We start from the raw sequence: 24031 nt of genomic DNA, 5'->3' as shown, positions 1-24031 counted from the left end.
GTTTTCATTTCGTGAAAATATCACTGTAGTTGTTCAACCTTTTAAGATTTAATGTTACAATAGCAAGTAGGAAAAACTGCATGGAGGTTTGAAGAATGGCAGGAGGATCTAGATTTCAAAAGAAACAACAAAAACGTCGTCAAAACGGTGTTTTAAATATTGCAATTGCTATCGTGTTGTTAGCAGTCCTTGTTGTAGCGTACCAAGTATTCTTTACTTCTGATACAACAGAACAAGCGTCTTCTCAAGACAAAAAAGTATCTCAGGAAACGAAGAAAGAAAATAAAGCTGAGAAAAAGAACGAGAAAGAAGAACAAGCGAAAATAGACGAGCAGAAGAAAGAGGAAGAAGAGAAGAAAAAGGCTGAAGAAGAGAAACAAAAAGCTGAGGAAGAAGCAAAAGCAAATGAAAAAGTACCAGCTGAAAAAACACAGTCAAACGCAACAGATGCGTACACAAATCCTTCTTGGAAGCCAGTAGGTACAACGCAAGGTGCGACACCTGCGATGACATTTAAAATAGGCTCAGCAGATTGGAATGAAATGAAACAAGCAATTTCCTCTGCAATTGAGGTTCCGGTGGAGCAACTAACTGTTCACCGTATTGGAAATAACGGTAAGCAAAAAGCATACGGTAATGTCCAAGATAAACAAAGCGGTAAAAGATATTATGTAAATATTGATTGGGTAGAAAATGAAGGCTGGAAACCAGTCCTTGTTCAAACTCTAAACTAAAAGAGAGAGGTTCTCATAACCTCTCTCTTTTTTATTAGCGTAATTTTTTTAATTTGAAATGAACAACAGCACTATAATAAGGTCTCTTGCTTTCAGGATCCATAACCATTTGATGAGAAATATGATGAACTTCCAGCATAAGTGCTTTGTTATTGTCAATTTGCTCGTTAATTTTCTTTTCTAAGGAAACTAAGTTTGGTGCTTCAAAAAATTCTACTTTATCTTCCAGCATTTCAAAGGTAAATGACACAAAAAAACACTCCTCTCCATATAATCAAGTTAAGTGTAACAAAGAAAAGAAGGAAATACCATTTTCATTTCAATTGACATTTTCAGAAAGAAAGCATATCATACTGATAAAACCGATAAGAAAAAGGGGAATTTTATATGGGTACAGAATTTAACGGTTTATTTGATGAGTGGGCTCATACGTACGATTCATTCGTACAAGGCGAAGATATACAATATAAAGAAGTTTTCGCTCGTTATGAGGAGATTTTAGAGGATGTAGTAAATAAATCATTTGGAAATGTATTGGAATTTGGTGTTGGTACTGGCAATTTAACAAATAAATTATTACTTGCTGGTCATACTGTTTATGGAATAGAGCCATCACGTGAAATGCGTACAATCGCAAAGCAAAAGTTGCCAGAAGGATTTTCAATTACAGAAGGAGATTTTCTTTCTTTTGACGTTCCGGGTTCTATTGATACAATTGTAAGCACCTATGCGTTTCATCATCTAACAGATGATGAAAAAGATGTGGCAATTGCGAAATATAGTCAATTGCTTCATAAAGGTGGTAAAATAGTGTTTGCTGATACGATATTTGCAGATCAAGAAGCGTATGATAAAACTGTTGAAGCTGCAAAGAAAAGAGGTTTTCACCAGTTAGCAAACGATTTGCAAACAGAATACTACACACGTATTCCTATTATGCAATCTATTTTTGAAAACAATGGTTTCCATGTAACATTCACGAGATTAAATCATTTTGTGTGGGTAATGGAGGCAACTAAGCAATAGAAAGAGGGATTAGATTGAGAATTGCTGTAATTGGAGCAATGGAAGAAGAAGTACGTATTTTACGTGACAAATTAGAACAGGCAGAAACAGAAACTGTCGCAGGTTGTGAATTTACGAAAGGACGATTGGTAGGACATGAAGTAATCTTGTTAAAGTCTGGTATTGGTAAAGTAAATGCAGCGATGTCAACGACAATTTTATTAGAGAGATATCAGCCTGAAAAAATAATTAATACAGGTTCAGCTGGTGGATTCCACCAATCTTTAAATGTTGGGGATGTTGTCATCTCAACAGAAGTTCGCCATCATGACGTGGATGTAACTGCGTTTGATTATGAATATGGTCAAGTGCCGGGGATGCCACCAGGATTTAAAGCTGATGAAGCATTAATAGCACTAGCAGAGAAATGTATGAAATCAGAAGAGGATATTCAAGTTGTGAAAGGAATGATTGCAACAGGAGATTCATTTATGAGTGATCCAAACCGAGTTGCAGCAATCCGTGATAAATTTGAAAATCTTTACGCAGTAGAAATGGAAGCAGCAGCGGTTGCGCAAGTATGTCATCAATATAACGTTCCATTTGTAATTATTCGTGCACTTTCTGATATTGCTGGTAAAGAATCAAATGTTTCATTTGATCAATTTTTAGATCAAGCAGCTCTTCATTCTACAAACTTTATTGTAAAAGTATTAGAAGAGTTAAAGTAATGTAACAAAAAGGCAACTGTTTCATATATAGAAGATACATACAGTTGCCTTTTCTTTATTGGCAAATAAGGAGGAGAACACGATGAAGGTGTATCGTGGGGTTCATGAATTAATCGGTCATACACCGATTGTAGAAATTACTCGTTTTTCACTTCCAGAGGACGTTCGTTTATTTGCAAAGCTTGAATTTTATAATCCAGGTGGAAGTGTGAAAGATCGCTTAGGAAGAGAATTAATTGAAGATGCATTAGCAAAGGGACTTGTCGCAAAAGGTGGAACAATTATTGAACCGACGGCAGGGAATACTGGGATTGGACTGGCACTCGCTGCACAAGAGCATGATTTACGCGTTATTGTTTGTGTACCAGAGAAATTTAGTATTGAGAAACAAGAGCTCATGAAAGCACTTGGTGCAACGGTTGTGCATACACCTACTGAACAAGGGATGACGGGTGCAATTGCGAAGGCAAAAGAATTAGTAAAAGAAATTCCAAACTCATACTCTCCAAGCCAATTTGCAAATGAAGCAAATCCACGTGCCTATTTCAAAACATTAGGACCTGAGCTGTGGGAAGCGCTAGATGGAGAGATTAACATATTTGTGGCAGGTGCAGGTACTGGCGGTACATTTATGGGAACTGCGTCTTATTTAAAAGAACAAAACCGTGAGATTAAAACGGTGATTGTAGAACCGGAAGGATCTATTTTAAATGGTGGTGAAGCAGGTTCACATGAAACAGAAGGAATCGGTCTGGAATTCATTCCGCCATTTTTAAAGCCATCATATTTTGATGCAATTCATACTATTTCTGATCGAAATGCATTTAGACGTGTGAAAGAGTTAGCGCAGAAAGAAGGACTTCTTGTAGGTAGTTCCTCGGGAGCGGCATTTCATGCAAGCTTATTAGAGGCTGAAAAGGCAAAACCAGGTACAAACATTGTAACGATTTTTCCAGATAGCAGTGAGCGTTACTTAAGTAAAGATATATACAAAGGGTGGGAATAAAAATGAGAGCAAAAACAAAGTTAATTCATGGCATTCGCATAGGAGAACCTTCAACTGGATCTGTAAACGTACCAATTTATCAAACAAGTACGTATAGACAAAAAGCGGTTGGTAAACACCAAGGATACGAATATTCACGCACAGGAAATCCAACACGTGCAGCATTAGAAGAAATGATTGCAGTACTAGAAAATGGTCATGCGGGATTTGCATTTGGATCAGGGATGGCTGCTATTACAGCAACGATTATGTTATTCTCAAAAGGAGATCATGTCATTTTAACAGATGACGTATACGGCGGAACATATCGCGTGATTACAAAAGTATTGAATCGCTTCGGCATTGAGCATACATTTGTTGATACAACGAACTTAGACGAAGTAGCAGAAGCAGTTCGTCCGAATACGAAAGCAATTTACGTAGAAACACCAACAAATCCACTATTAAAAATTACAGATATTAAGCAAATTTCCACATTTGCAAAAGAGAAAGGTTTACTAACAATTATTGATAACACATTCATGACGCCTTACTGGCAGTCACCAATTTCTTTAGGAGCAGATATTGTGCTTCATAGTGCAACGAAATATTTAGGGGGACATAGCGACGTTGTTGCCGGACTAGTTGTTGTTAATAGCGCGCAATTAGCAGAAGATCTTCATTTCGTTCAAAATTCAACAGGTGGCATTCTTGGACCACAAGACAGCTTCTTATTACTTCGTGGTTTAAAAACATTAGGAATTCGTATGGAAGAACATGAAACAAATTCACGCGCGATTGCTGAGTTTTTAAACAATCATCCAAAAGTAAATAAAGTATATTATCCAGGTCTTGAATCTCATCCGAATCATGCATTAGCAAAAGAACAAGCTGGTGGATATGGTGCAATTATTTCATTTGATGTAGATAGTGAAGAAACGTTAAATAAAGTACTTGAGAAATTGCAATACTTTACACTAGCTGAAAGTTTAGGAGCAGTAGAAAGTTTAATTTCTATTCCATCTCAAATGACACACGCATCGATTCCAGCAGATCGCCGTAAAGAGTTAGGAATTACAGATACATTAATTCGTATTTCTGTTGGTATTGAAGACGGTGAAGATTTAATTGAAGATTTAGCACAAGCATTGGCATAATGGAAGGAGCACTGCTGAAGACGGCAGTGCTTGTTCTTAAATTAATTTGTGAAATATTTCACAAATTAGACACACACAATGAGAAATATTTCGTGTATAGTAAAATCATGAAACGAGATGCTTCACATATAAACTTGTGAAAAGTTTCACAAACAATGGGATTCATGTAGGGAAAGTAACTCTATTTTTTTACGTTAATAGGGACTTATTAAGACCTTTATGGCTAAATTAAGTCCCTATAGCAGAATAGGAGGAATTTACATGGTAGTCAAAGAGAAAGTTGTAAATGAAATGCACGAAGTAACAGAAATGATTGATACGTTGGTAAAGAACGGTCAGAGGGCTTTACAAGCATTAGAAGATTTTACACAAGAACAAATTGACAACATTGTACATGAAATGGCACTTGCGGGTGTAGATCAACATATGCCACTTGCAAAAATGGCTGTTGAGGAAACGGGCCGCGGTGTATATGAAGATAAATGTATCAAAAATATTTTTGCGACTGAATACATTTGGCATAGTATGAAAAAAGATAAAACAGTAGGAATCATTCATGAAGATCCTCATGAAGAAATCATAGAAATTGCAGAACCAGTCGGTGTAGTTGCTGGGGTAACACCAGTCACGAATCCAACTTCGACAACGATGTTTAAAGCGTTAATCGCAATGAAAACAAGAAATCCAATTATTTTCGCGTTTCATCCATCGGCGCAAAACTGTTCGGTCGCAGCAGCCAAAACGTTACGTGATGCAGCAGTGAAGGCAGGTGCACCGAAGAATTGTGTGCAATGGATCGAAAAACCGTCTGTTGAGGCGACAAAACAATTAATGAATCATGAAGGTGTTGCGCTTGTTTTAGCAACTGGAGGCGCAGGAATGGTGAAATCAGCGTATTCTACTGGTAAGCCGGCCCTAGGTGTAGGACCAGGAAACGTACCTTGTTATATAGAGAAATCGGCACATGTGAAGCGTGCTGTAAATGATTTAATTTTATCAAAGACATTTGATAACGGTATGATTTGTGCTTCTGAACAAGCAATCATTGTAGACAAAGAAATTTACAATGATGTGAAAGATGAAATGATAGCAAATAATTGTTATTTTGTGACAGAAGATGAGCGGAGAAAATTAGAGAAGCTTGTGATTAATGAAAATACATGTGCAGTCAATAGTGATATCGTCGGAAAATCAGCATATTACATTGCAGCATTAGTCGGAATTACAGTGCCAGAAGATACAAAAATGCTCGTTGCTGAAATTAAAGGTGTAGGTGCTGATTATCCACTATCTCGTGAAAAATTAAGTCCTGTACTAGCGTGTATAAAAGCAAATTCACTTGAAGACGGATTTACATATTGCGAGGGAATGCTAAACTTAGGTGGTTTAGGACATTCAGCGGTTATTCATTCTACAAATAAAGAAGTGCAAAAACAATTTGGTTTACGTATGAAAGCATGCCGCCTTATTGTAAACGCACCTTCATCACAAGGTGGAATAGGTGATATATATAATGCATTTATTCCATCATTAACGCTTGGATGCGGGTCATATGGGAAGAATTCTGTTTCTCAAAACGTAACGGCAACACATCTATTGAATATAAAAAGACTTGCAAGTAGAAAAAAGAATATGCAGTGGTTCAAATTACCACCCAAAATCTATTTTGAAAAGCATGCGACAGGATATTTAGCAAATATGCCGAATATTTCACGCGCATTTATTGTAACGGACCCTGGGATGGTTGAGCATGGTTATGTCGATACAGTAACTCATTATTTTCGCAAACATACAAATGATGTGAAGGTAGAAGTATACTTTGAAGTAGAGCCAGATCCATCAGATGAAACGGTATTTAAAGGTGCCGAAATGATGAGAAGCTTCAAGCCGGATGTGATTATTGCCTTAGGCGGTGGATCCGCAATGGATGCAGCAAAAGGAATGTGGCTCTTTTATGAGCATCCAGAAACAACATTCTTTGGCATTAAGCAAAAGTTTTTAGATATAAGAAAGCGGACATGTAAGTATCCGAAACTTGGGAATAAAGCGCAATTTGTTGCGATTCCAACAACATCAGGAACAGGTTCAGAAGTGACACCATTTGCGGTTATTACAGATAAAAAGAATAATATCAAATACCCGTTAGCTGACTACGAGTTAACACCAGATGTAGCAATTGTTGATCCACAATTTGTTATGACGGTACCACCTCATGTAACAGCAGATACTGGTATGGATGTATTAACACATGCCATTGAAGCATACGTTTCTATTATGGCAAATGATTATACAGATGGTTTAGCATTAAAAGCAATTGATCTTGTATTTAAGTATTTACCACGAGCATATAAAGATGGAAATGATGAAGAGGCACGTGAGAAAATGCATAACGCTTCTGCGATTGCTGGAATGGCGTTTGCAAATGCCTTTCTTGGTATTAACCATAGCTTGGCGCATAAAATTGGTCCGGAATTCCATATTCCGCACGGCCGTGCGAATGCAATTTTAATGCCACATGTTATTCGTTATAATGCAATTAAACCGAGAAAACATGCTTTATTCCCAAAATATGAACACTTTGTTGCTGATGAACGTTATGCACATATCGCAAGAATGCTTGGACTTCCAGCGAGCACAGTGGAAGAAGGAGTAGAATCACTCGTGCAAGCGATTATTGCTCTTGGAAAAGAATTAAATATTAATATGAGTATCGCTGGACAAGGGGTAGAACAAGAAGTGTTTGAAGGGGTTGTTGGTACGTTAGCGGAAAGAGCTTTTGAAGATCAGTGTACAACAGCAAATCCCAAATTACCGCTTATTTCGGAGTTGAAAGAAGTATACATGAGCGCTTATAAAGGTGTATAGAAAATTTGGAAGGGCCGTTTCATAGCGGCTCTTTTTCCTTTGGAAAACTTCTCCCTCATTGGCTGTATTTACTTGCCTTAAAAACTATTAGAATATGATAGAGTGAGAGGGAGGAGTGGTAGAAGTATGAAAGAATTACAGCAGAAAATAGCAGATTATATTCGCTTCGGTCAAGTTCTTCTTGCACTAGCCACATTTTTAATGATTGGCCTATTGATTCCAACTGAAGGAAGAGAAACTGTACAATCCTTTGCGATGATGGGGGTTATCGCTTTATTTTTAGGGATGTCATTTTTCTTTTTCAAGCGTGTTAAAGCGCTGCGTGATAGATTAGAGGAGAACGAATATGAATCAAATTGATAGATGAAACGCTACGAAAAGAGTGTATCTTTTTTTTAATTTAGATAGTAATTAAAAGGATAGTTAGTCTATTATGATGGCTAATTATCCTTTTTTATTTACATAATTGATTTGAAAAATAAAGATTGAAAATATAGTTTATAATGTATAAAATGTATGGAAATAACAGAATGTTGGTTCAATTAAAGGTGGGGGACAGAGCCTCAGTGCGAGGACAGCACTCCGCAGAACCGTTAGGTCGAGGACCTTAAAAAAACAACAATAATAGTAGTCATTATGGGCAGAAATACTATTAAAAATAATAATTAACGGGAGATTGTTCTCATGAGAGTGGAAGAGATATCGGTTGACAATAGAAAAGTTTATCTACTGCTAGATACAAATGGGTTGCCTGTAGAATCTGTTGCAAAGTACATGAAATACCTCCATAACAGAGAGAGCAGCAACACTTTAAAGACTTACTGTACAGCTTTGAAATTTTACTTTACATACTTAGAACAAACAGGAATTAATTATCAGCAAGTCAACTTTCATCTGTTATCTAACTTCGTTGCTTGGCTCAGAAATCCATACGAAAGTAACAAAGTAGTACCTCATAAAAAAGCGAAAGCTAAACGTAGTGAAAGAACAGTAAACATTTACCTTACGGCAGTTACATCATTTTATGATTATCTATACAGAAATGATTTAGTTGACTCAGATATTGTTGAAAAGCTGATGAAGAAGATGTTTGTTGGGGCTGGTGGAAATGGATACAAAGGTTTCTTACATCATGTAAATGAGGGTAAACCACTTTCTAAAAATATCCTTAAATTAGACGTACCAAGGGAAAGAGTAAAGGTATTTACAAAGGAACAAGTTGATGGAATCTATCAATCTACTACGAACATTAGGGATAGGTTTCTGGTACGGTTGCTTTTCGAAAGTGGCTTGCGTATAGGGGAAGTCCTTTCCCTGTTTCTTGAGGACCTGCAATTTGATGCCAAACAAAGGAAGCACAAGATCCAACTGACAGATAGAGGCGAATTACCAAATGGGGGTAAGTTGAAGACTGGAGAACGAAAATTAGACATCTCTCAAGGACTCATGGATTTGTATGATGATTATTTGTACGAAGTGCTTGATGAATATAATCCAGACCATAACTTTGTGTTTGTGAAGATTTGGGGGAAGAATGCTGGAACCCCCTTAACCTATTCCGATGTCTATTCCACTTTTAAAGAGATTGAACGGAAGACAGGCATACATATTACTCCTCATATGTTTCGGCACACTCATGGAACGATTTATTATCTTCAAACGAAAAACATCAAGATGGTACAAGAGCGTCTAGGTCATGCACAAATACAAACAACGATTAACCTATACGTTCACCCTTCCGAAGATGATATCCGTAAGGATTGGGAGAAAGCTTCTCACGCCTTTGAAATTGGGCAAAGTAAAGAACAAAAAGAGGAGGACTTTCAATCAGACATCCCTGACGAAGCAGTTCCTTTTTAGAACTAGATTAGCATTTTAGGAGGAAAACCATTGGATAAAATCATAGTAAGTAATTCAATCCCTAAAAGTGAATATTGGGACTTAATCACTTCTACTCTCTCCTCTTACGAGGTTAAGGATATTTCCAACGACGGGACAGTAGCAAGAAGACTTGTAAAAGACGATTACTTTTTCGTTAATGATGCTTGGAATGTAGATGATATTGGTCAAATCCCGAACTTTCAAGAACAATATGTGAAATACAAAAGGACAAGTCGAAATATAAAATTCCAAACGGAGAATCATTCACTTGCCTTAGAATTGAAATTGGTGTGCTATCATAAATTGTTCAGCGATGAATGGAGTTTAACTACACTGTTTGCTAAATATCCATCGAAATTAAATAAACTAATTCAATTTCAAAATGAAAAGTATCCTCACCTTCACTCTTTCCTTGATTTGGATATTGAGAGAGCTGAAAAAGAATGGATTTGGTGGTTGAATGATAAAGGTATCAAAACTATCCAGACATCAAAAAATCTCAAGTACGGTGAGTGCGAATATAAAAACGAAATAGCAAACTTCTTCCGTGTGATGCATGAAAATTTATTTAACCTAACAGACACTCGTGAAGAATGGGAAAAAGATAGATGGGATGTAAGAGTATTAAATGCCAAATATGGAGTGACTTATACTCTTTCGATCACAAATTATTATCTTAATTTTAAAAATGTTGAAACTATAGTTTTTAGAAAGTATTTAAAAAAATATATCAAAACTAGATTATTAGGCGGAGGAAAATTTTCATGGGGAACTGCTAGAGTTTATCTTCAAGTAGTCCCACTGTTTCTAAATTTCATTTCAAAATTAGAACCCGATTGGAATGATTTAAAGGGTCTTACAAGAGAGCATATTGAGGAATATTTAGAACACCTTCGTCACTATGCAAAAAGCAGTATAAAACACAAAAATGCTAATCCGAAGGCACATATACTTCACAATATAAAGTGTGTTTATAAATTTTTGAAGGATACCCAACGTTTTGATTACAGCATTGCACCTGAAAAATCAACTTCCAAACTGCTTTATGATGAGGATTATCCAAAGCTAGATAAAAAATCGGATGATGATATTGATTACATTCCAGACAGTGTATTGGAACAGTTATTTGAAAATATTAACGACCTCCATCTAGATATACAACCTGTCGTATGGGTGGCATTCAAAAGCGGAATGCGTATAAATGATGTATTGGAATTAACACAGGACTGTTTAGTTCGTTTAAATGGCAAATACTCCATTCAAACCGATATTGAAAAAACATATACAAAAGGTCATAAAATGCCAATTGATGACCAACTAGCAAATATGATTGCCATTTTAATTCGCAATTCTAAGGAACTCAGTAACGATGATAACAATCCTGAAAAATATATTTTCGTTCGTTACAGGGGTTCCCGTAAGGGAAAACCTTTTCCTCAGGGTTGGGTGCGAGATAAACTTAACGATTTGGCAATTAAAAAGAATATTAGAGACGAAATGGGCAATGTTTTTCACTTCAAAACACACCAATTTAGGCATACTTATGCGGTAAAGATGTTAAATGGTGGAGCGGATATTTTAACAGTACAAGAATTATTAGCTCATGCGTCACCTGAAATGACGCTACGTTACGCACGTTTATTAGACGATACAAAACGGAAAGCATTTGAAAAGGTTGTTAAACAAGGCGTATTCTCTTTTGACCTAAATGGGGAAATCCATCAAGTATCAGAAACGGTGGATATTCCTGAAGACGTTTTAGAGATGATGTGGAAAGACGAGAAGTTAAATGCACTGGACAACCCTTACGGGACTTGTCGTGCCAGAGTGAACGGAAACTGCCCATTGGCAGCAGAGCCTCCTTGTCTTACAGCGAATGATGGAAAGCCTTGTTTTGATTTAGCTGTAGGTATGACGAGTTTTGATGTTAAAAAGTATGAACTTCTTATAGAGACTACTACAAAGTGGATTGAAGCCTCAAAAGAATACGGTCGCGAAGATATGGTTAAAGCAAACGAAAAGAACTTGGAAAGATACCAAAACATTTACGAAACAATCAAGGGTGGAAATGTCATTTTTGGACGATTTGACCGGATGAAGAGACAATTAGAACGTAAGAAAAAGGAAGGTGTTAAGCGTGGCTAATTTCAACCGTGAGGAGCAACTGAGGCAGCTACATGAAAAAAGGAAACAGATAACTATAGCCAAGGTTGAGGAAGCTATTAAACGTCTAACCAAGAGTTCTAAGGCAATTAACTTTAATAGCGTGGCAGCAGAAGCTGGGGTGAGCAAAGCAACGCTTTATAACCATCATGAGCTCAAAGAGCGTATCAATTTCTTACGAAATCAACAAGAAAAGGTATTTGTAGAATCCCGAATAAAACGAGATGAAAACAATCAAAACGCCGTAATCGCTTCACTCAAAAGAAGGATTGATAAGTTGGAGAAAAAGAATAAAGAAATCGAAAAAGAAAATAAGCGATTACGTGAAATAGAAAATGAAAAACTTACTGAATACTTTTCGAAGTTATAAAGTAAGAGCACACATATTGGGGGATCGCCAGTATTTTTGAAAAAACCCAGGCTAAGAGTATGCAAGATTTTATACAGTTTATTGGCTAATCCAGTAACAAACGAGAACCCGAAAACCCACACCATGATAGGAATGTATCAGAAATTGCATAGATTGGTAGAAAGAGAAAAAGTCGGATTCCTTATGAGAGTAGGGAACCGCCTTGTCTTCGCTACCGATAATAAACGATTATGTAGACTGAAATTGTATATGATATACATGATTCCTTGTTCAACTAACTGGCAGTTTAGTTGAAGAAAACAGCTTACAAAATAACCTCGCAGCCACCACTATTGTTTCCAATTTATGCTTGTATCCAAGAGCGTATACATTGAAAACAATAGTGTTAAATCTCTCAGAAAAAAGTAAAAAGAAAATCTCTAGCCTATTTTAGACTAGAGATTTTCTTTATCTGTCTTTCTTTTATCGTACTTGGCTTTGAGGTAAGAGCCACCTTTATATAGACAATATCCACTTCCAATTAGGCTTAAAACGATTACCCTTCCTGCCATTTGCCTACGTGGTCTGTAATATACATAATCGTCATATCCATGTAATCGTTCTAAAGATACATATTTTCCGTATCTCCAAACTTCTTTTTTAGGGTCATTATCGCCCCAAGCATAAAAGTATTCATTAAATGCTTTTGAGAATTTAGACATAATTATCCTTTCTTTAAGCAAGTATTTGTTAAAACAGACAAACCTTGTCTATACTCAGAATTTTACTACAAAAATATTAAGGAGCATAGCATAAAAGACCACAACAAATAGTGTTTTTAACTTTTTGCTTATTCAACTAACTGATGCTTTAATTGAGCAAGATGTAGCTTTGAAATAAAGTCGTACTGTTTATAAAAAAGTTGCGATGTTTTTCCCCTTTGGATTTGTTTATCTAAAAGGGTGCTTTTATAGGGAAAAGAAGATCTGAACTGAAAGGCGGATTTAGGAATAGTTGAGTAGCAATAAAGTTATTCAACTAAAGGGCCATTTAATGGAACAAGACCTATTAGTTAATTACGATAAAATTCTTAAAAAGGTAATAAGAAGTTGGCTTATTACTGTTTTTTACATAAATTCATTAAGTAAGTAAAATCTATTACTATCCAAAATTTTTATAGAATGGGATGGTGACATACTTGGATTACAACCAGTTAAAGACAATTATTAACGAAGGATTAAGTGGTACAACCTTTAACCTAAGTGCTGAACAACTAGGAACATCGGAAATATCCCAATTATTTAAAAATTTCCTATCTGTTGAAAGGCTTACGTTTGACCAAGCGACAGTGAACACTGTAGATAGTGAAAGTAAGATAATAATAACAGGAAAAATAACAACTACAATATTTTCTGCACAGTCTTTAGATGTAATAGCCGAACTTTTCATTACTGAGGATAAGCCAGAAATTTCAATCAAACTTTCAAAATTTCCTACTCAATGGGGAATATCAACTTATTTTCAGGAACTCAAGGAAACAGTTTTGGACGCTTTGGATGCAGAAGAGTCAATATTTTTATTAGATTCCCGGAATCAACACACTTTAAAAGTATTAGTAAAACATTCCCATCCATGGGAAAAAGTAATATCTCCCCTACATATAAAGATTTCCAACATGCAGGCAGAACTTAATTTTATAATTGTACCTGAGGATCAAAGAAAGTATACGGCTAAAATTGAAGGTTTTTTAGAATTAAAAGTATGGAATCAAAATCTCTCAGAAAAAGTACAGATTCTGTTTGAAACTTACAGAGATGGGAGCAATCCTGGCTATATAATTGGTTTCTTTTCACCACAGGATTGGATCCCTGATATGATAATATATCAACTCAAAATATTAAGACAACTATTTCAATTGAATGTTGAACTTGAAAAACCGGGTCTACTCATTAGTACCATAGATAACTTCCCTATCTCCAGCAGTACATTGGGACAAAATTTATTAGGTGCTCCTTCGATAGTAAAAAAAGATGTTACTTTTTTCACTATCGCCAAAATGTCTGGTTCCATTATAAAAACACTTGAACCAATATTCGGACAATTAAACTCATTCAAACTATCAGCTCACCTTGATGGTGAACTAAACACACCGAAGATTATTGCAGAACTACCAAAAAATCCTGAACCAAAAGGATTTCTACAATTTGAGGGAATTCATTTCAATATTATAACAAGCCAAACTTCTTTTAATATCGGAGGGATAATCGTACTCATAATTGGTGAAGACCGATTTGATTTTCAGTGCCATAGCTCCTTGAATCCAAACGAAATGCCAGACATAATTTTATCGTTACCCGAAGATAAAAGACATTGGAATGAACCATTTGGTATAAAGGGAGTTGTTTTAGAAGATTTGGGTGCCAGTATTGGTTTTGAAGAGGATGGGTTCAATTTTGGGATTATAGGTAAGATTGTACTTGGAGACGACATACAGTTAGAAGCTGGAGGGGAATTTGCTAATGGAGGAATTCCTAAAGCTATTATTGCTTCACTCAAGAAAGAGCCAGCCTCACCTACAGAACTTGAAGAAATTCCTTTGACAAAATTGATTGACGCATTAACAGGACTTAATAGCGAGTGGATTCCACTCTTAAATAAAGTTATCATACGAAAATTCGAATTATATATTGTAGCCGATCCACAAGGTTTTAGAAGCCCTATTGACCCTAATGTAATCTATCAGCCAGGACTTTCTCTTTATGCTGATTCATCTTTATTTGGTTTAGATTCTATAATGCACATTGAATTTAATTACGAAAAAGGGCTCTATGCAAAAGGTCAGTTGGGTGAGCCTATTAGATTTAGTAATATTCTGCTTATCGCAGATGCTTCGGGTGAAAAAGGAGCCATTATTATTATTGATACGAGACAGCTTACTCAACCTGCACAGGATTCTGAATATCTATATTTATCGGCAAGTGTCTCCCTATTTGATTTTGCTAAGCTTGCAATAGAGGCACACGTTAAGGAAGAAGGTTTTTTATTTAACATTCAAGAGAAATTGGAAGGGTTTGGGACGGTTACTATGTCATGTGCTTTATATGGTAAGAAACGATTTGTAGCAAGTACAACAATAGGCTTTCACCTAGTAGAGCGTATATCCTTAAATAAGCCTGTTGTTACTGCTACTTTCTTAATAGGTCACCTTTTTCTAGATACAGGAGTTCACGTAACAATTGAAATTGACCTTAATCTTGAGCTGAATGAATTTCTGTGTAAGGTTACAGGGAATTTTTCGTTCCATGGTGAGGAGTTAACAATAAATTTTGAAACTAAAACTGAATTTCCAAGCCTTAAAGATATAAAAAATTTAATTATTCAACATATAAAAACAAAGAGCTGGGATTATTTTAGTCGATGGTATGACGATCCTGCACAGTTACTTAGGGATGCTGGTCCACTATTTGGAGCACCAAATGGACTCGTAGAAATTGCCATCGATAAAGGTGAACTATTAAGAGATGTGTTTCATTTATCAGCAGCAGATGCAGCCAAAGCGTTTAAAAGCGCTGATAATTATAAAATCGCAGAGGTTATGCACTACCTTAGAAGTACTTTTGGGGCGGAAATAGCCGATATGAATCGCTATCTTAAAGATGCTGGTTATCATGTGGCTCTTGAAATTGCTCCTGGATTGGTGAAATTGGCATCCCTATACGATAATCAAGTAGTGAATATAGAAGACATACCACTTCAATTAAAGAATATAGGTTCTCTCCCTCAAGAAATAGCTTATGCAATGTATAAATCTGGGTATTGGGATGGGAAAGAAATAACTAAAAAACTGAATCAACTTGAATTCGATCTTCCCCAAATTACAGAAGGGTTGATAGCATGTATGTACATCGGTATAAGATTTCCTATGGAAGAAATGGCTAGTTGGTTGAATGGATTAGGATTTTCTTCAGATTTAATTTTAGAGGTTTATGGAAATCTTTTTCGCCTTGAGCCTTTTGAATTAGGGAAGATACTAGAACTTTCAGGAGTACCCACCGAAGAAATTAGAAATAAGCTTAAAATTAAATTCAATACTGATTGGGCGCCAGATGTATCCCTACCCAACTTACCTCAAATCGACTTAAGTCGTTTTGAAAGGTTAAGAATAGGTTAATCAATTAGTATATAAATCCATTGAATAAGTAAAATATGCTCTTTTTCAATTAAAGGGCGCTTTAATTGAGCAAGAAGTACAAAAATTATCAAACTTTTTTATAAAAGGATGATTTAATTGAATATAGAAAAAGCGTGTTTTGATCAATCTTTTTTTCAAAACACGCTTTTTCTATTTGTTCTTTTATCAAGGTTTATTAAGTTAATTTAATCAAACTTTATTCAAAAGCTACAATTGTTTCAATTAAACTTTATTTCAAAGCTACACAAGAAACCAAAAATTTTAACTTCCTATTCATCATTGTAAAAAGATAAAACGAGAACGATTGGAATGCCATTTGTATGGGCAGCTGATTGCCATTCTACCATGTTTCAAATGCGGCAATTACTTCTTATGAAGAAGAAACGAGAACTGAGTGAATATAAGGCCATATATATGATTAAAGATTACTTTCTTCTTCTTTTCCAAGCTATACAGAAAGACACCCAAGAGCTATCAAAGATTCTAATTCGCTTGTTCAACCTCCTACAGCAAAACGGGCGAAAATCTCATAGATATGAGAAGAAAACAGTCTTTGATATATTAGGTGTCGTTTACAATTGTACCATGTCTGATAATCAAGCGGCTTAAATCAAAAAAATGAAACCCATTAGGGTTTATTTCGTATGCAAATCTTTAAATTCCCTACACGTAGCCTTTAGAAAAAAGAAATAACCTCTACTATAATTGACGTTGTATGAGCTTAGCTTGATAGCGATGTGACGATACCCCTATTAAGTCATTCCTGTTCCTTAAAGAAATCTTCTATGGTACCAGCAACTTCCTTGAATGCTTCACCTTGGACACTAGAAATTAATAATCCTCCGATTATATTTTTCCACTGTGAATTTACACTATCTCAGTCATCATCCCAATTTTCAGTAATATGCTTATAAGCTTTAAAAGGTTTATCACGACTTGGTGAAACATATCCTAAAATATCCTCTATACACTCTTCTAACATTATTCTCTTATGTTTATTTTCATCACCCAAAGCTTCAAGTATAGGATCATTAAATTGAGATGCCTTTGGTGTATTAATATCCCTATCATGAATAACATAAGGATTAATTCCTAAGGCTCTAAGATATTTCACTAGAGAAATATCTTAGAGCCTTACCTCTAGCTTTTACAATTTCCCAATCATATGAAAATATTTTTCTTAATTCCTCAGGCATTCTTGAAATAGTTTCTTTAATAACAACTTCCTCAGTATCTCCTTCTATAATCAAAACATTTTTTGCAAAAAATACTTTAGCAATACTATCATCAACTTTTAGTAGCATTTTAACATAATTTTTATCATCGCTTACTAATTCTTTAAATGCTTGACCTACATTAAAAGGATTTGCTATTACTTCATCTATAAAGAAATCCGTTTCTTTATACTTTGATTTTACTGTATAAAGAGAATTTAAAACTTGAGACGAATTTTTACTTAAATCAATCATATAAGGAGAGTGAGTAGTCGCCACAATTTGATTATTAAGATCAGATGACAATTCATAGATAGTATCTCTCATTTGTTGAGAAGCTTTAGGATGTAAATAAATCTCTGGTTCTTCAAAAGCAATTAATAAAGGTCTCACATACTCTTTATTTTGACGTTTAAGATTATTTTCCCTCATACTTCTATATCTTAACATTGCAAAGATTGAAGATCTAATAACACCAGCACCTTGATTATCAACACTAGTATTTACATTACTTCCTAACTGAATATCAAATTTAGGAGTTATAACTTCATCAGGATTAGAAAGATTTGCTTGAGCAAGAAAAGTTGTCTCTGGAAATACATCACCAACCACCTTATTCAATCCAGAAAGCATTTGAGCAAATTCACTTTCTTCATCTTTAGGATCTAATTCTTTTGCTAATTCCTCTAAATAATATTGTGCTTTCTCGAAATTTGAAGATGAGTTTCTTACATCTTCAAATAAACTATTCAAGGTTGTTATCAAAGCACCTTTGTTCCCTGAAAGTTCCTCAGTTTTAGCTTGATCAGGTATTAACAAAAATTTAGGTAATTTAGTTAGTACATTCCCAGAAATCCCTCCTGGATTTTCAAACCATATCGTTTCACTTTTATTTATATCAAACAACTCTTCAGGAGCAATATCTTCTAAATCTTTTAACACACTACCTGTAATTTTTTGATTTTTAGTTTTTCCAATGAAAAATTTTTCAGCATCTTCTTCACTTAAACCAGCATCTATGTAATCTTGAACTTTACTACAATCTAAAAATTGTGCTTTCAATTCAAGTTTATATTGTTGCATTTCTATTATAGGAGCCTGAGATCCTAATTTATATGTTTTACGATAATAGATTTTTAAGCCTGTTTCATTAGAATCTTCAGGAACATCATACTCAAATAAACGTTGTCTATTAAATCCTTTCCATTCTACGGCTTCAATGGGTACGTTTCTAAATTCAGCAGTAATTACAACTTCATCCGTTAATCTTTGATTTTCTTTATTTTCATTTAAAATACAAAAATAATCATGCTCTGAAATTTTTTTCTTATCTGTCAGTAAATAATCTAAAGCTTTTAAAATTGAACTTTTACCAACATTATTAGATCCTATCAAAAAAGTAGTGTCTGAAAATAAAATTTCTGTTTTAGTATGTCTACGAAAACCTTCAATACAAATAGAATGCAACTTCATATTAATCCTTATCTCCTTTATCGTCAGATAATTACAATAAGTAAATTATACAGGAAAAATAAGGATTAAAGAATTAATAATAAATTATCTGTTATTAATATAAAACAAAAAAGCATATTTTTTCGTTTTGGGGTTAATCTGTTTTCTTAGTTTGATGGGCATGTGGTGCTACCCCGTAATGGAACGGTTTGGGAAGAAGGGTTTTAAATTGTGATATAATGAAAATAAAAGATAGGTATAGAGGGGACGTTATGACAGAAGAGCAGTTACTAGAGCTTGCGGAAGAAATTTACCAACAGTCATTTGAGGCAAATAACTTTTATGAAATAATGATGCAATTGGAAAGAGAAAAAGTGGAATATTTTAATGAGATGAGAGCTTCCTCTGCTTTTTATCATTTCATTAATAATTCATTAGTAGTTTCAACGTTTGCAGTCGTGTCCAAATTGTATGATAAAACTACAAACAAAAATGCAATTAGCGTTAAAAAATTTCTTGATCGATGTATGGAGTATAAAAAATTTTCAACTGAATTGACAGTAATTGGACCAACACCAGAAGCCTTTTTTAAATCAAAAAAACAGGAATATGAACAATTTGAAAAAAATAACAGCTTAGACTGGTTGTATACTCAAAGAGATAATATATATAGTCATAATACTAAGAAGGCTATGAAAAACATGGACAAATTGTTTGAAGAAAATCCGTTAAGAAGAGAGCAGATAAAACAATTTATTAATTTCTCACTTGAACTAAGTCAAGCTGTCATTGCTTATTTGACAGGCATATCAAAACCTTCATCCCCAGTCAATATTTCTGATTTAAAAAATACATTGATGTTAGTTCGTATAGGGAATGAATATCAAGAGACTTATATTAGTGAAAAGTTACGTTAATAAATCGATGAAAAAGAAAACAAACGAAAAGAGGCATATAAAAAATAGTCCTCTTTTTTATATGCCTAATTCTACGCCTTGGAGAGATATTTTAATTTATTTTTACCTTACCTTCATGAATATACTTGATTTAAACATTCCTTTTATTTTTTTTATTGCCCCTCGTATTCTTTAACAACTTTATAAAAATGAGTTTTTTTCATATTACAAGCTTTCCATAAACGATATGCTTCATAAAATTCTTCTGGAATCTCCTTTGGTTTTCTTCCTAAAAGTCCACCTTCTTTTTGTGCTAGTTCAATTCCTTGCCTTTGTCTTATCTTATTTTTTATTTGTTCCTCTTCTGCAAGCCAGGATAGTATTTGTAGTACTAAATCTGTACCTTTTGGGGCGGTGGAGATAGAAAATTCTTTTATAAATTTAGCGCGTTTTTTTCCAAAATGCTGACGGTACCCAATGCCCATCAAGCTAAGAAAAGCAAGTACCCCAAAACGAGAAAATTGACATCTCCTGGTGAAAATGTACATTTTTTTGTTTTAGGGGGGTTAAAAAATTCTTAAGTTGATGGATGTGGAGTCTCGCCGCATAATAAAAAGGCAGAAACATTTTGTACATATCAAATATGTTCCTACCTTTGATTTTATTGAGTTTAACATCTATGACCTAAATATAATTGCAAGTAGCGTTTTTTTGTATAAATAAAGTTTTGTAGAAAATGTATGCGCTCGATATTGATAATGATAATCCTTATCAATTAGAGGTGAAGAAATGAAAAAGTATATAACACTGTTTACAGTGATTTGTTCTATTTTTTTCTTACTGATTGGTTGCAGCTCAAAAGAGAACGAAAAAGCGTCTGCAACAAAAACAGACAAAGGAAAAAAACCAATCGAGATTACAGATTTCTCAGACAGAAAAGTAACATTTGAGAAAGCGCCAAAAAGTTTTGCTACACTGAGTGTGGGAGATATGGATATCATTCATGCATTAGGTGGCAACATTATTGGTCGTCCAGATACGAAGTTACCTCTTTCAGATGAATTAAAGAAAGCACAAGTAATTGGGAATGCGCATCAACCAAACTTTGAGCAAATTGCTAGCTTAAAGCCAGATCTTCTTGTAGCAAATAACGGATTTCAAAAAAATATCCCAACGGTTGAGGGGCAAGGTACAAAAGTAATGATTTCCTCTGCAAACTCCGTAAAAGATATTCAGGAGAGTATTAACATATATGGAACGCTAATGCAGAAAGAAGATAAAGCAAAAGAATTAAATCAAAAAATAAATGATCAAATGAAAAAATATGAGAAAAAGAGCGATGTAAAAGCATTGTTAGTTTACGGAGCACCAGGTACATATTTAGCAGCTCGTACTTAAATTACCACAGATTGTTCTTATGGGTGGTAAACCCTTCACTTGAAAGATTGGAAGGTTTACCGCCCGTTAGAACGGGATAAATACCTAGTATAGAAATGAAAAGCCTACACCCCCCTCAGTTGTAGTTTTCTTTATACTAGTTATGATATGGATGCAGTAGACAAGTCTTTGTCTACTGTCTTTTTTATTGCGAAATTTTTCTGCATTGTCTGTTGCCTCGTTTATCCCGCATTAACGGGCAGTAAGACCCCCACCTCAAGATTCAGAGAGAAACGAGGAAGGTAGGTGGGGGATCAACTGCCCGTAAAAGCCCGATTGGTTCAACTAATAATCAGTGGGGGATGAAGAAAACCCCCCACTGATTAAAGTTTCACTTTATAATAGATGTAAAAGTTACCATATATTTTACATTCTGGAATGTATGTAGGCAAAGGGGGGAGAGGGGATATGTTCCATACAGATCGTTTACAATTTCGCAAATATACAATGACCGATTTAGATTTTTACGCTTCTTTATGGGGAAATGAGAAAGTGATGCGCTATATTGGGAATGGCACTCCTAAAACATATACACAATGTAAAAAAAGCCTTGAAAGCTGGGTTCTTCCTAGTTATAAAAACGGCTTAGGACTATTTTTAATGATTGAAAAGGATACAAATACACCAATTGGTCACGCAGGTCTTATTCGGCAACAAGTAGATGGTAAAGAGGAAATTGAAATTGGTTATTGGCTTCTTCCTGAATATTGGGGAAAAGGGTATGCGAAGGAAGCGGCATCAGCTTTTCGAGATTATGGTTTCCAGGCATTAGGGTTAAACAAGCTCATTTCTCTTATTAATCCCAATCATCCTGCTTCTATTTTTGTTGCTAGAAAAACAGGACTCAGTTATGAAAAAACAGCATCATTTCATGGGGTAGATGTTCTTGTATATGCTATTAAGAGAGCAAGATGAAAATTTCTCCATCTTTTCCCCCTTTTTAAAAGGTAATATCTAAATCTTAAAGAATAGTATATAACAATAAAAGGGGGAATGGGATTGTATATTTATCATAACGGACTCATTATTCGAGAAGGAACGACAGGCGTACCAGCTTATGCGATTAAAAGTTTATTTGAAGATGCAGGCTGGAGTAATAATAGCATCCCATCTTGGCAAATTGAAAAATTTACGATAGCATTTGAAAACTCTACATGGGCTTTTACAATTTGGGATGATGAAGAAATGGTTGCAATGGTTCGCGTGATTTCTGATCAGATCATGGCTGCCAATATTATGGACTTAGTTGTGAAGTGTGAATATAGAGGAAAGGGATTAGGAAAGAAGCTCGTTTCCCTTTGTTTGCAGAAACTACCACATGGAGATTGGTTTGCTCATACTTCTGCTAATAACTTTGATTTTTATCGTAGTTGTGGGTTTGAGGTGCGAGATTTATCAAAAAATGGGACGTGTGCTTATTACGGTTATAACGAAGCAAAAAAAGAGGGGCATCGATAGCATCATTAGATAATAGAAAGAGTGTAGAAAAAGATTGCTAGGCGATAGCAATCTTTTTTCGTTTATACAGATACAATATTTTATTGTACAAAAAAGAAATAGTGGACTGCGAATGAGAGAGTAAACAAGGGGAGTAGGAATATCATTTTCTTTTTCAAATCTTTAAAGAAGGAGTTATTATTGGGAGCAAGCCAAACTTCTAATGTGGAATAGAAGAGTAATGAAACTGCTAATAATATGCTAATAACTAATTCAAATGTCATTGTTAAGACCTCCAATTTCATCAAAGATACTTAAATAATAACATAAAAATGTTAATTATTAACATTTTTATAACGGTGCTTTAGTGATTAAAATGAAGGACTATTCATTTTGTGGTAGAATTATATAGAAAATTCAAAAAATAAAAAAGGGGGATAAAATTGAATATTAAAGTAGGCGATACATTGCAGTATGAAAGAACATTTACAGAAGAAGAAGTTCTCGAGTTTGCAGACCTTACAGGTGATAAAGGGAGACATCATATGGAATATGACGAGCAAGGACGTTTAATGGTTCATGGCTTATTGACTGCAAGTATAGGAACGAAAATCGGTGGGGATTTGCATTATATAGCAAGAGAACTAGTAAGTGAATTCATCAGGCCTGTTTTTACTGGAGATACAATTACTTGTGATGTAACTCTTATAAGTATGGAACAAATGGAAGGATATAAAAAGGTGTCGATAGAATCGGTGTATCGTAATCAAAATGGAAAAGAGGTATTAATAGGATCAAGCTATGGAATTATACGAGAATAATACAAAAAGCCTGTTTTCAAAACTGAAAAACAGGCTTTTTGCATTGTTTTTTAATATACACGTTTTCGATTTTCAGCATGGCTGGAGATAAGTAATAATGCAGCCTCATCACCAATGTTACGTACAATATGTGGTACGCATGCGCTCCAAGAAAAAGAATCTCCTTCTTCGACAATTGCGATATCTTCTCCATGCTGCACTTCTAATTTCCCGCGTAAAACAAGATGACATTCTTCACCTTCATGAGCATTCGGTGTGTTCTCTTTCGGGAAACCGATAGGGATTTCTACTAAAGATAAGCGAAGGCCACCTTGTTCAGCGACATGTTCAATCTTCTGTTCATCTTTTCCATATACACTGTATTTTCGTTCTTCTTTTTTAACAATTTTCATGCGATCTTTTTGCTCAAGTAATAGGTAAGGAAGAGGGACATTTAAAAAATTAGAAATTGTTTCTAAAGTTGAGATAGATGGAGAGGTTTTGTTGTTCTCGACTTGACTCATAAAACCTTTAGAAAGCCCTGTTCCTTCGCAAATTTGAGCGATCGTTATACCTCTGCGTTGGCGAATTTCACGTATTGCAGAACCGATATTCATACGAATCAAGCTCCTTTTTGTAGACAACTATTTGTATCATAGCAAATATTTTTCATTTTTTCTCAAGAAAAATGAATTGACGAATAAAAAAATTTATTGTATGTTTTGTAATGTAA

At 34.8% G+C, this 24031-nt stretch carries 20 protein-coding genes and 3 pseudogenes; 17 read left to right on the top strand and 6 right to left on the bottom strand.

The genetic code is table 11. The features are described 5' to 3' along the window. The first annotated feature begins 95 nt into the window (after nucleotides 1-95). Nucleotides 96-734, top strand: coding sequence for a YrrS family protein (locus LOK41_RS01375; RefSeq protein ID WP_241814850.1), 639 nt, complete (start codon nucleotides 96-98; stop codon nucleotides 732-734). 34 nt (nucleotides 735-768) lie between these two features. Here the strand turns inward: LOK41_RS01375 and LOK41_RS01370 are convergent, their stop codons facing one another. After that, a complete protein-coding gene (locus LOK41_RS01370; protein WP_000010988.1) occupies nucleotides 769-984 on the bottom strand; it encodes a YrzA family protein in 216 nt (71 codons plus the stop codon). Nucleotides 985-1121: 137 nt separating this feature from the next. Here LOK41_RS01370 and LOK41_RS01365 point away from each other — a divergent pair, with 137 nt between their 5' ends. From LOK41_RS01365 to LOK41_RS01325, 9 genes are all read left to right on the top strand, one after another. Then, complete coding sequence (locus LOK41_RS01365; protein ID WP_241814849.1) at nucleotides 1122-1760, top strand: class I SAM-dependent methyltransferase; 639 nt, start codon at nucleotides 1122-1124, stop codon at nucleotides 1758-1760. Between the two features lie 14 nt (nucleotides 1761-1774). Further along, entirely contained in the window at nucleotides 1775-2470 is a 696-nt protein-coding gene (gene mtnN, locus LOK41_RS01360) for a 5'-methylthioadenosine/S-adenosylhomocysteine nucleosidase (RefSeq protein ID WP_241814848.1), read from the top strand. 82 nt (nucleotides 2471-2552) lie between these two features. Continuing rightward, the gene (locus LOK41_RS01355) at nucleotides 2553-3476 is read left to right on the top strand and encodes an O-acetylserine dependent cystathionine beta-synthase (RefSeq protein ID WP_174098918.1); all 924 of its coding nucleotides are present in this window, start codon (nucleotides 2553-2555) and stop codon (nucleotides 3474-3476) included. Between the two features lie 2 nt (nucleotides 3477-3478). Then, a complete protein-coding gene (locus LOK41_RS01350) occupies nucleotides 3479-4612 on the top strand; it encodes a bifunctional cystathionine gamma-lyase/homocysteine desulfhydrase (RefSeq protein ID WP_241814847.1) in 1134 nt (377 codons plus the stop codon). A 261-nt stretch (nucleotides 4613-4873) separates the two neighbouring features. Continuing rightward, nucleotides 4874-7477 carry a bifunctional acetaldehyde-CoA/alcohol dehydrogenase gene (gene adhE, locus LOK41_RS01345; protein WP_241814846.1) on the top strand — a complete coding sequence of 868 codons (2604 nt, stop codon included), beginning with the start codon at nucleotides 4874-4876 and terminating at the stop codon, nucleotides 7475-7477. Nucleotides 7478-7603: 126 nt separating this feature from the next. Next, the gene (locus LOK41_RS01340) at nucleotides 7604-7837 is read left to right on the top strand and encodes a YrhC family protein (protein ID WP_241814845.1); all 234 of its coding nucleotides are present in this window, start codon (nucleotides 7604-7606) and stop codon (nucleotides 7835-7837) included. Between the two features lie 324 nt (nucleotides 7838-8161). Further along, nucleotides 8162-9337 carry a tyrosine-type recombinase/integrase gene (locus LOK41_RS01335; RefSeq protein ID WP_241814844.1) on the top strand — a complete coding sequence of 392 codons (1176 nt, stop codon included), beginning with the start codon at nucleotides 8162-8164 and terminating at the stop codon, nucleotides 9335-9337. A gap of 30 nt (nucleotides 9338-9367) precedes the next feature. Beyond that, nucleotides 9368-11503, top strand: coding sequence for a tyrosine-type recombinase/integrase (locus tag LOK41_RS01330; RefSeq protein WP_241814843.1), 2136 nt, complete (start codon nucleotides 9368-9370; stop codon nucleotides 11501-11503). Continuing rightward, nucleotides 11496-11891 carry a DUF6262 family protein gene (locus LOK41_RS01325; protein ID WP_241814842.1) on the top strand — a complete coding sequence of 132 codons (396 nt, stop codon included), beginning with the start codon at nucleotides 11496-11498 and terminating at the stop codon, nucleotides 11889-11891. Before LOK41_RS01330 ends, LOK41_RS01325 begins: the two co-directional genes overlap by 8 nt. Nucleotides 11892-12325: 434 nt before the next feature. Here the strand turns inward: LOK41_RS01325 and LOK41_RS01320 are convergent, their stop codons facing one another. Next, nucleotides 12326-12592 carry a hypothetical protein gene (locus tag LOK41_RS01320; RefSeq protein WP_241814841.1) on the bottom strand — a complete coding sequence of 89 codons (267 nt, stop codon included), beginning with the start codon at nucleotides 12590-12592 and terminating at the stop codon, nucleotides 12326-12328. 476 nt (nucleotides 12593-13068) lie between these two features. Between LOK41_RS01320 and LOK41_RS01315 the strand changes: the two genes are divergently transcribed. Next, entirely contained in the window at nucleotides 13069-16041 is a 2973-nt protein-coding gene (locus LOK41_RS01315) for a hypothetical protein (RefSeq protein ID WP_241814840.1), read from the top strand. 292 nt (nucleotides 16042-16333) lie between these two features. Beyond that, a pseudogene (locus tag LOK41_RS01310) lies at nucleotides 16334-16671 on the top strand (IS4 family transposase); the annotation flags it as partial. A 268-nt stretch (nucleotides 16672-16939) separates the two neighbouring features. Here LOK41_RS01310 and LOK41_RS29215 read toward each other — a convergent pair. After that, nucleotides 16940-17176 carry a hypothetical protein gene (locus tag LOK41_RS29215; protein ID WP_241814839.1) on the bottom strand — a complete coding sequence of 79 codons (237 nt, stop codon included), beginning with the start codon at nucleotides 17174-17176 and terminating at the stop codon, nucleotides 16940-16942. Further along, nucleotides 17163-18749, bottom strand: a complete 1587-nt coding sequence (locus LOK41_RS01300) for an ATP-binding protein (RefSeq protein ID WP_241814838.1) — start codon at nucleotides 18747-18749, stop codon at nucleotides 17163-17165. The genes LOK41_RS29215 and LOK41_RS01300 overlap by 14 nt, the downstream gene beginning before the upstream one ends. A 251-nt stretch (nucleotides 18750-19000) precedes the next feature. On the opposite strand from LOK41_RS01300, the gene LOK41_RS01295 reads away from it, so the two are divergent. After that, nucleotides 19001-19645, top strand: coding sequence for an AbiU2 domain-containing protein (locus tag LOK41_RS01295; RefSeq protein WP_241814837.1), 645 nt, complete (start codon nucleotides 19001-19003; stop codon nucleotides 19643-19645). Between the two features lie 152 nt (nucleotides 19646-19797). Here the strand turns inward: LOK41_RS01295 and LOK41_RS01290 are convergent. Then, nucleotides 19798-20025: pseudogene (locus LOK41_RS01290) on the bottom strand (recombinase family protein); the annotation flags it as partial. Between the two features lie 388 nt (nucleotides 20026-20413). On the opposite strand from LOK41_RS01290, the pseudogene LOK41_RS01285 reads away from it, so the two are divergent. The 4 genes and pseudogenes from LOK41_RS01285 to LOK41_RS01270 all read left to right on the top strand — a co-directional run. Next, nucleotides 20414-21013 (top strand): annotated as a pseudogene (locus LOK41_RS01285) (ABC transporter substrate-binding protein); the annotation flags it as partial. A 456-nt stretch (nucleotides 21014-21469) separates the two neighbouring features. After that, entirely contained in the window at nucleotides 21470-21976 is a 507-nt protein-coding gene (locus LOK41_RS01280) for a GNAT family N-acetyltransferase (RefSeq protein WP_241814836.1), read from the top strand. A gap of 84 nt (nucleotides 21977-22060) precedes the next feature. Then, nucleotides 22061-22519, top strand: coding sequence for a GNAT family N-acetyltransferase (locus tag LOK41_RS01275; protein ID WP_241814835.1), 459 nt, complete (start codon nucleotides 22061-22063; stop codon nucleotides 22517-22519). 422 nt (nucleotides 22520-22941) lie between these two features. Beyond that, nucleotides 22942-23319, top strand: a complete 378-nt coding sequence (locus tag LOK41_RS01270; RefSeq protein ID WP_241814834.1) for a MaoC family dehydratase — start codon at nucleotides 22942-22944, stop codon at nucleotides 23317-23319. 50 nt (nucleotides 23320-23369) lie between these two features. Here the strand turns inward: LOK41_RS01270 and LOK41_RS01265 are convergent, their stop codons facing one another. Then, nucleotides 23370-23915 (bottom strand): helix-turn-helix domain-containing protein, encoded by a 546-nt coding sequence (locus LOK41_RS01265; protein ID WP_174098927.1) that lies wholly within the window; start codon nucleotides 23913-23915, stop codon nucleotides 23370-23372. Between the last annotated feature and the right edge of the window lie 116 nt (nucleotides 23916-24031).

This window comes from Bacillus sp. TL12, assembly GCF_022625245.1.
GTDB lineage: Bacteria > Bacillota > Bacilli > Bacillales > Bacillaceae_G > Bacillus_A.
The sequence above is the reverse complement of the archived record's forward strand: the minus strand, read 5'-3'. Positions and strand labels throughout refer to the sequence as shown.

Bases quoted from the DNA above. Each gene is read 5' to 3' on its own strand.
- LOK41_RS01375 (WP_241814850.1), top strand. From the start codon at position 96: ATGGCAGGAGGATCTAGATTTCAAAAGAAACAACAAAAACGTCGTCAA.
- LOK41_RS01365 (WP_241814849.1), top strand. From the start codon at position 1,122: ATGGGTACAGAATTTAACGGTTTATTTGATGAGTGGGCTCATACGTAC.
- LOK41_RS01355 (WP_174098918.1), top strand. From the start codon at position 2,553: ATGAAGGTGTATCGTGGGGTTCATGAATTAATCGGTCATACACCGATT.
- LOK41_RS01350 (WP_241814847.1), top strand. From the start codon at position 3,479: ATGAGAGCAAAAACAAAGTTAATTCATGGCATTCGCATAGGAGAACCT.
- adhE (WP_241814846.1), top strand. From the start codon at position 4,874: ATGGTAGTCAAAGAGAAAGTTGTAAATGAAATGCACGAAGTAACAGAA.
- LOK41_RS01340 (WP_241814845.1), top strand. From the start codon at position 7,604: ATGAAAGAATTACAGCAGAAAATAGCAGATTATATTCGCTTCGGTCAA.
- LOK41_RS01335 (WP_241814844.1), top strand. From the start codon at position 8,162: ATGAGAGTGGAAGAGATATCGGTTGACAATAGAAAAGTTTATCTACTG.
- LOK41_RS01320 (WP_241814841.1), bottom strand. From the start codon at position 12,592: ATGTCTAAATTCTCAAAAGCATTTAATGAATACTTTTATGCTTGGGGC.
- LOK41_RS01300 (WP_241814838.1), bottom strand. From the start codon at position 18,749: ATGAAGTTGCATTCTATTTGTATTGAAGGTTTTCGTAGACATACTAAA.
- LOK41_RS01295 (WP_241814837.1), top strand. From the start codon at position 19,001: ATGACAGAAGAGCAGTTACTAGAGCTTGCGGAAGAAATTTACCAACAG.
- LOK41_RS01280 (WP_241814836.1), top strand. From the start codon at position 21,470: ATGTTCCATACAGATCGTTTACAATTTCGCAAATATACAATGACCGAT.
- LOK41_RS01265 (WP_174098927.1), bottom strand. From the start codon at position 23,915: ATGAATATCGGTTCTGCAATACGTGAAATTCGCCAACGCAGAGGTATA.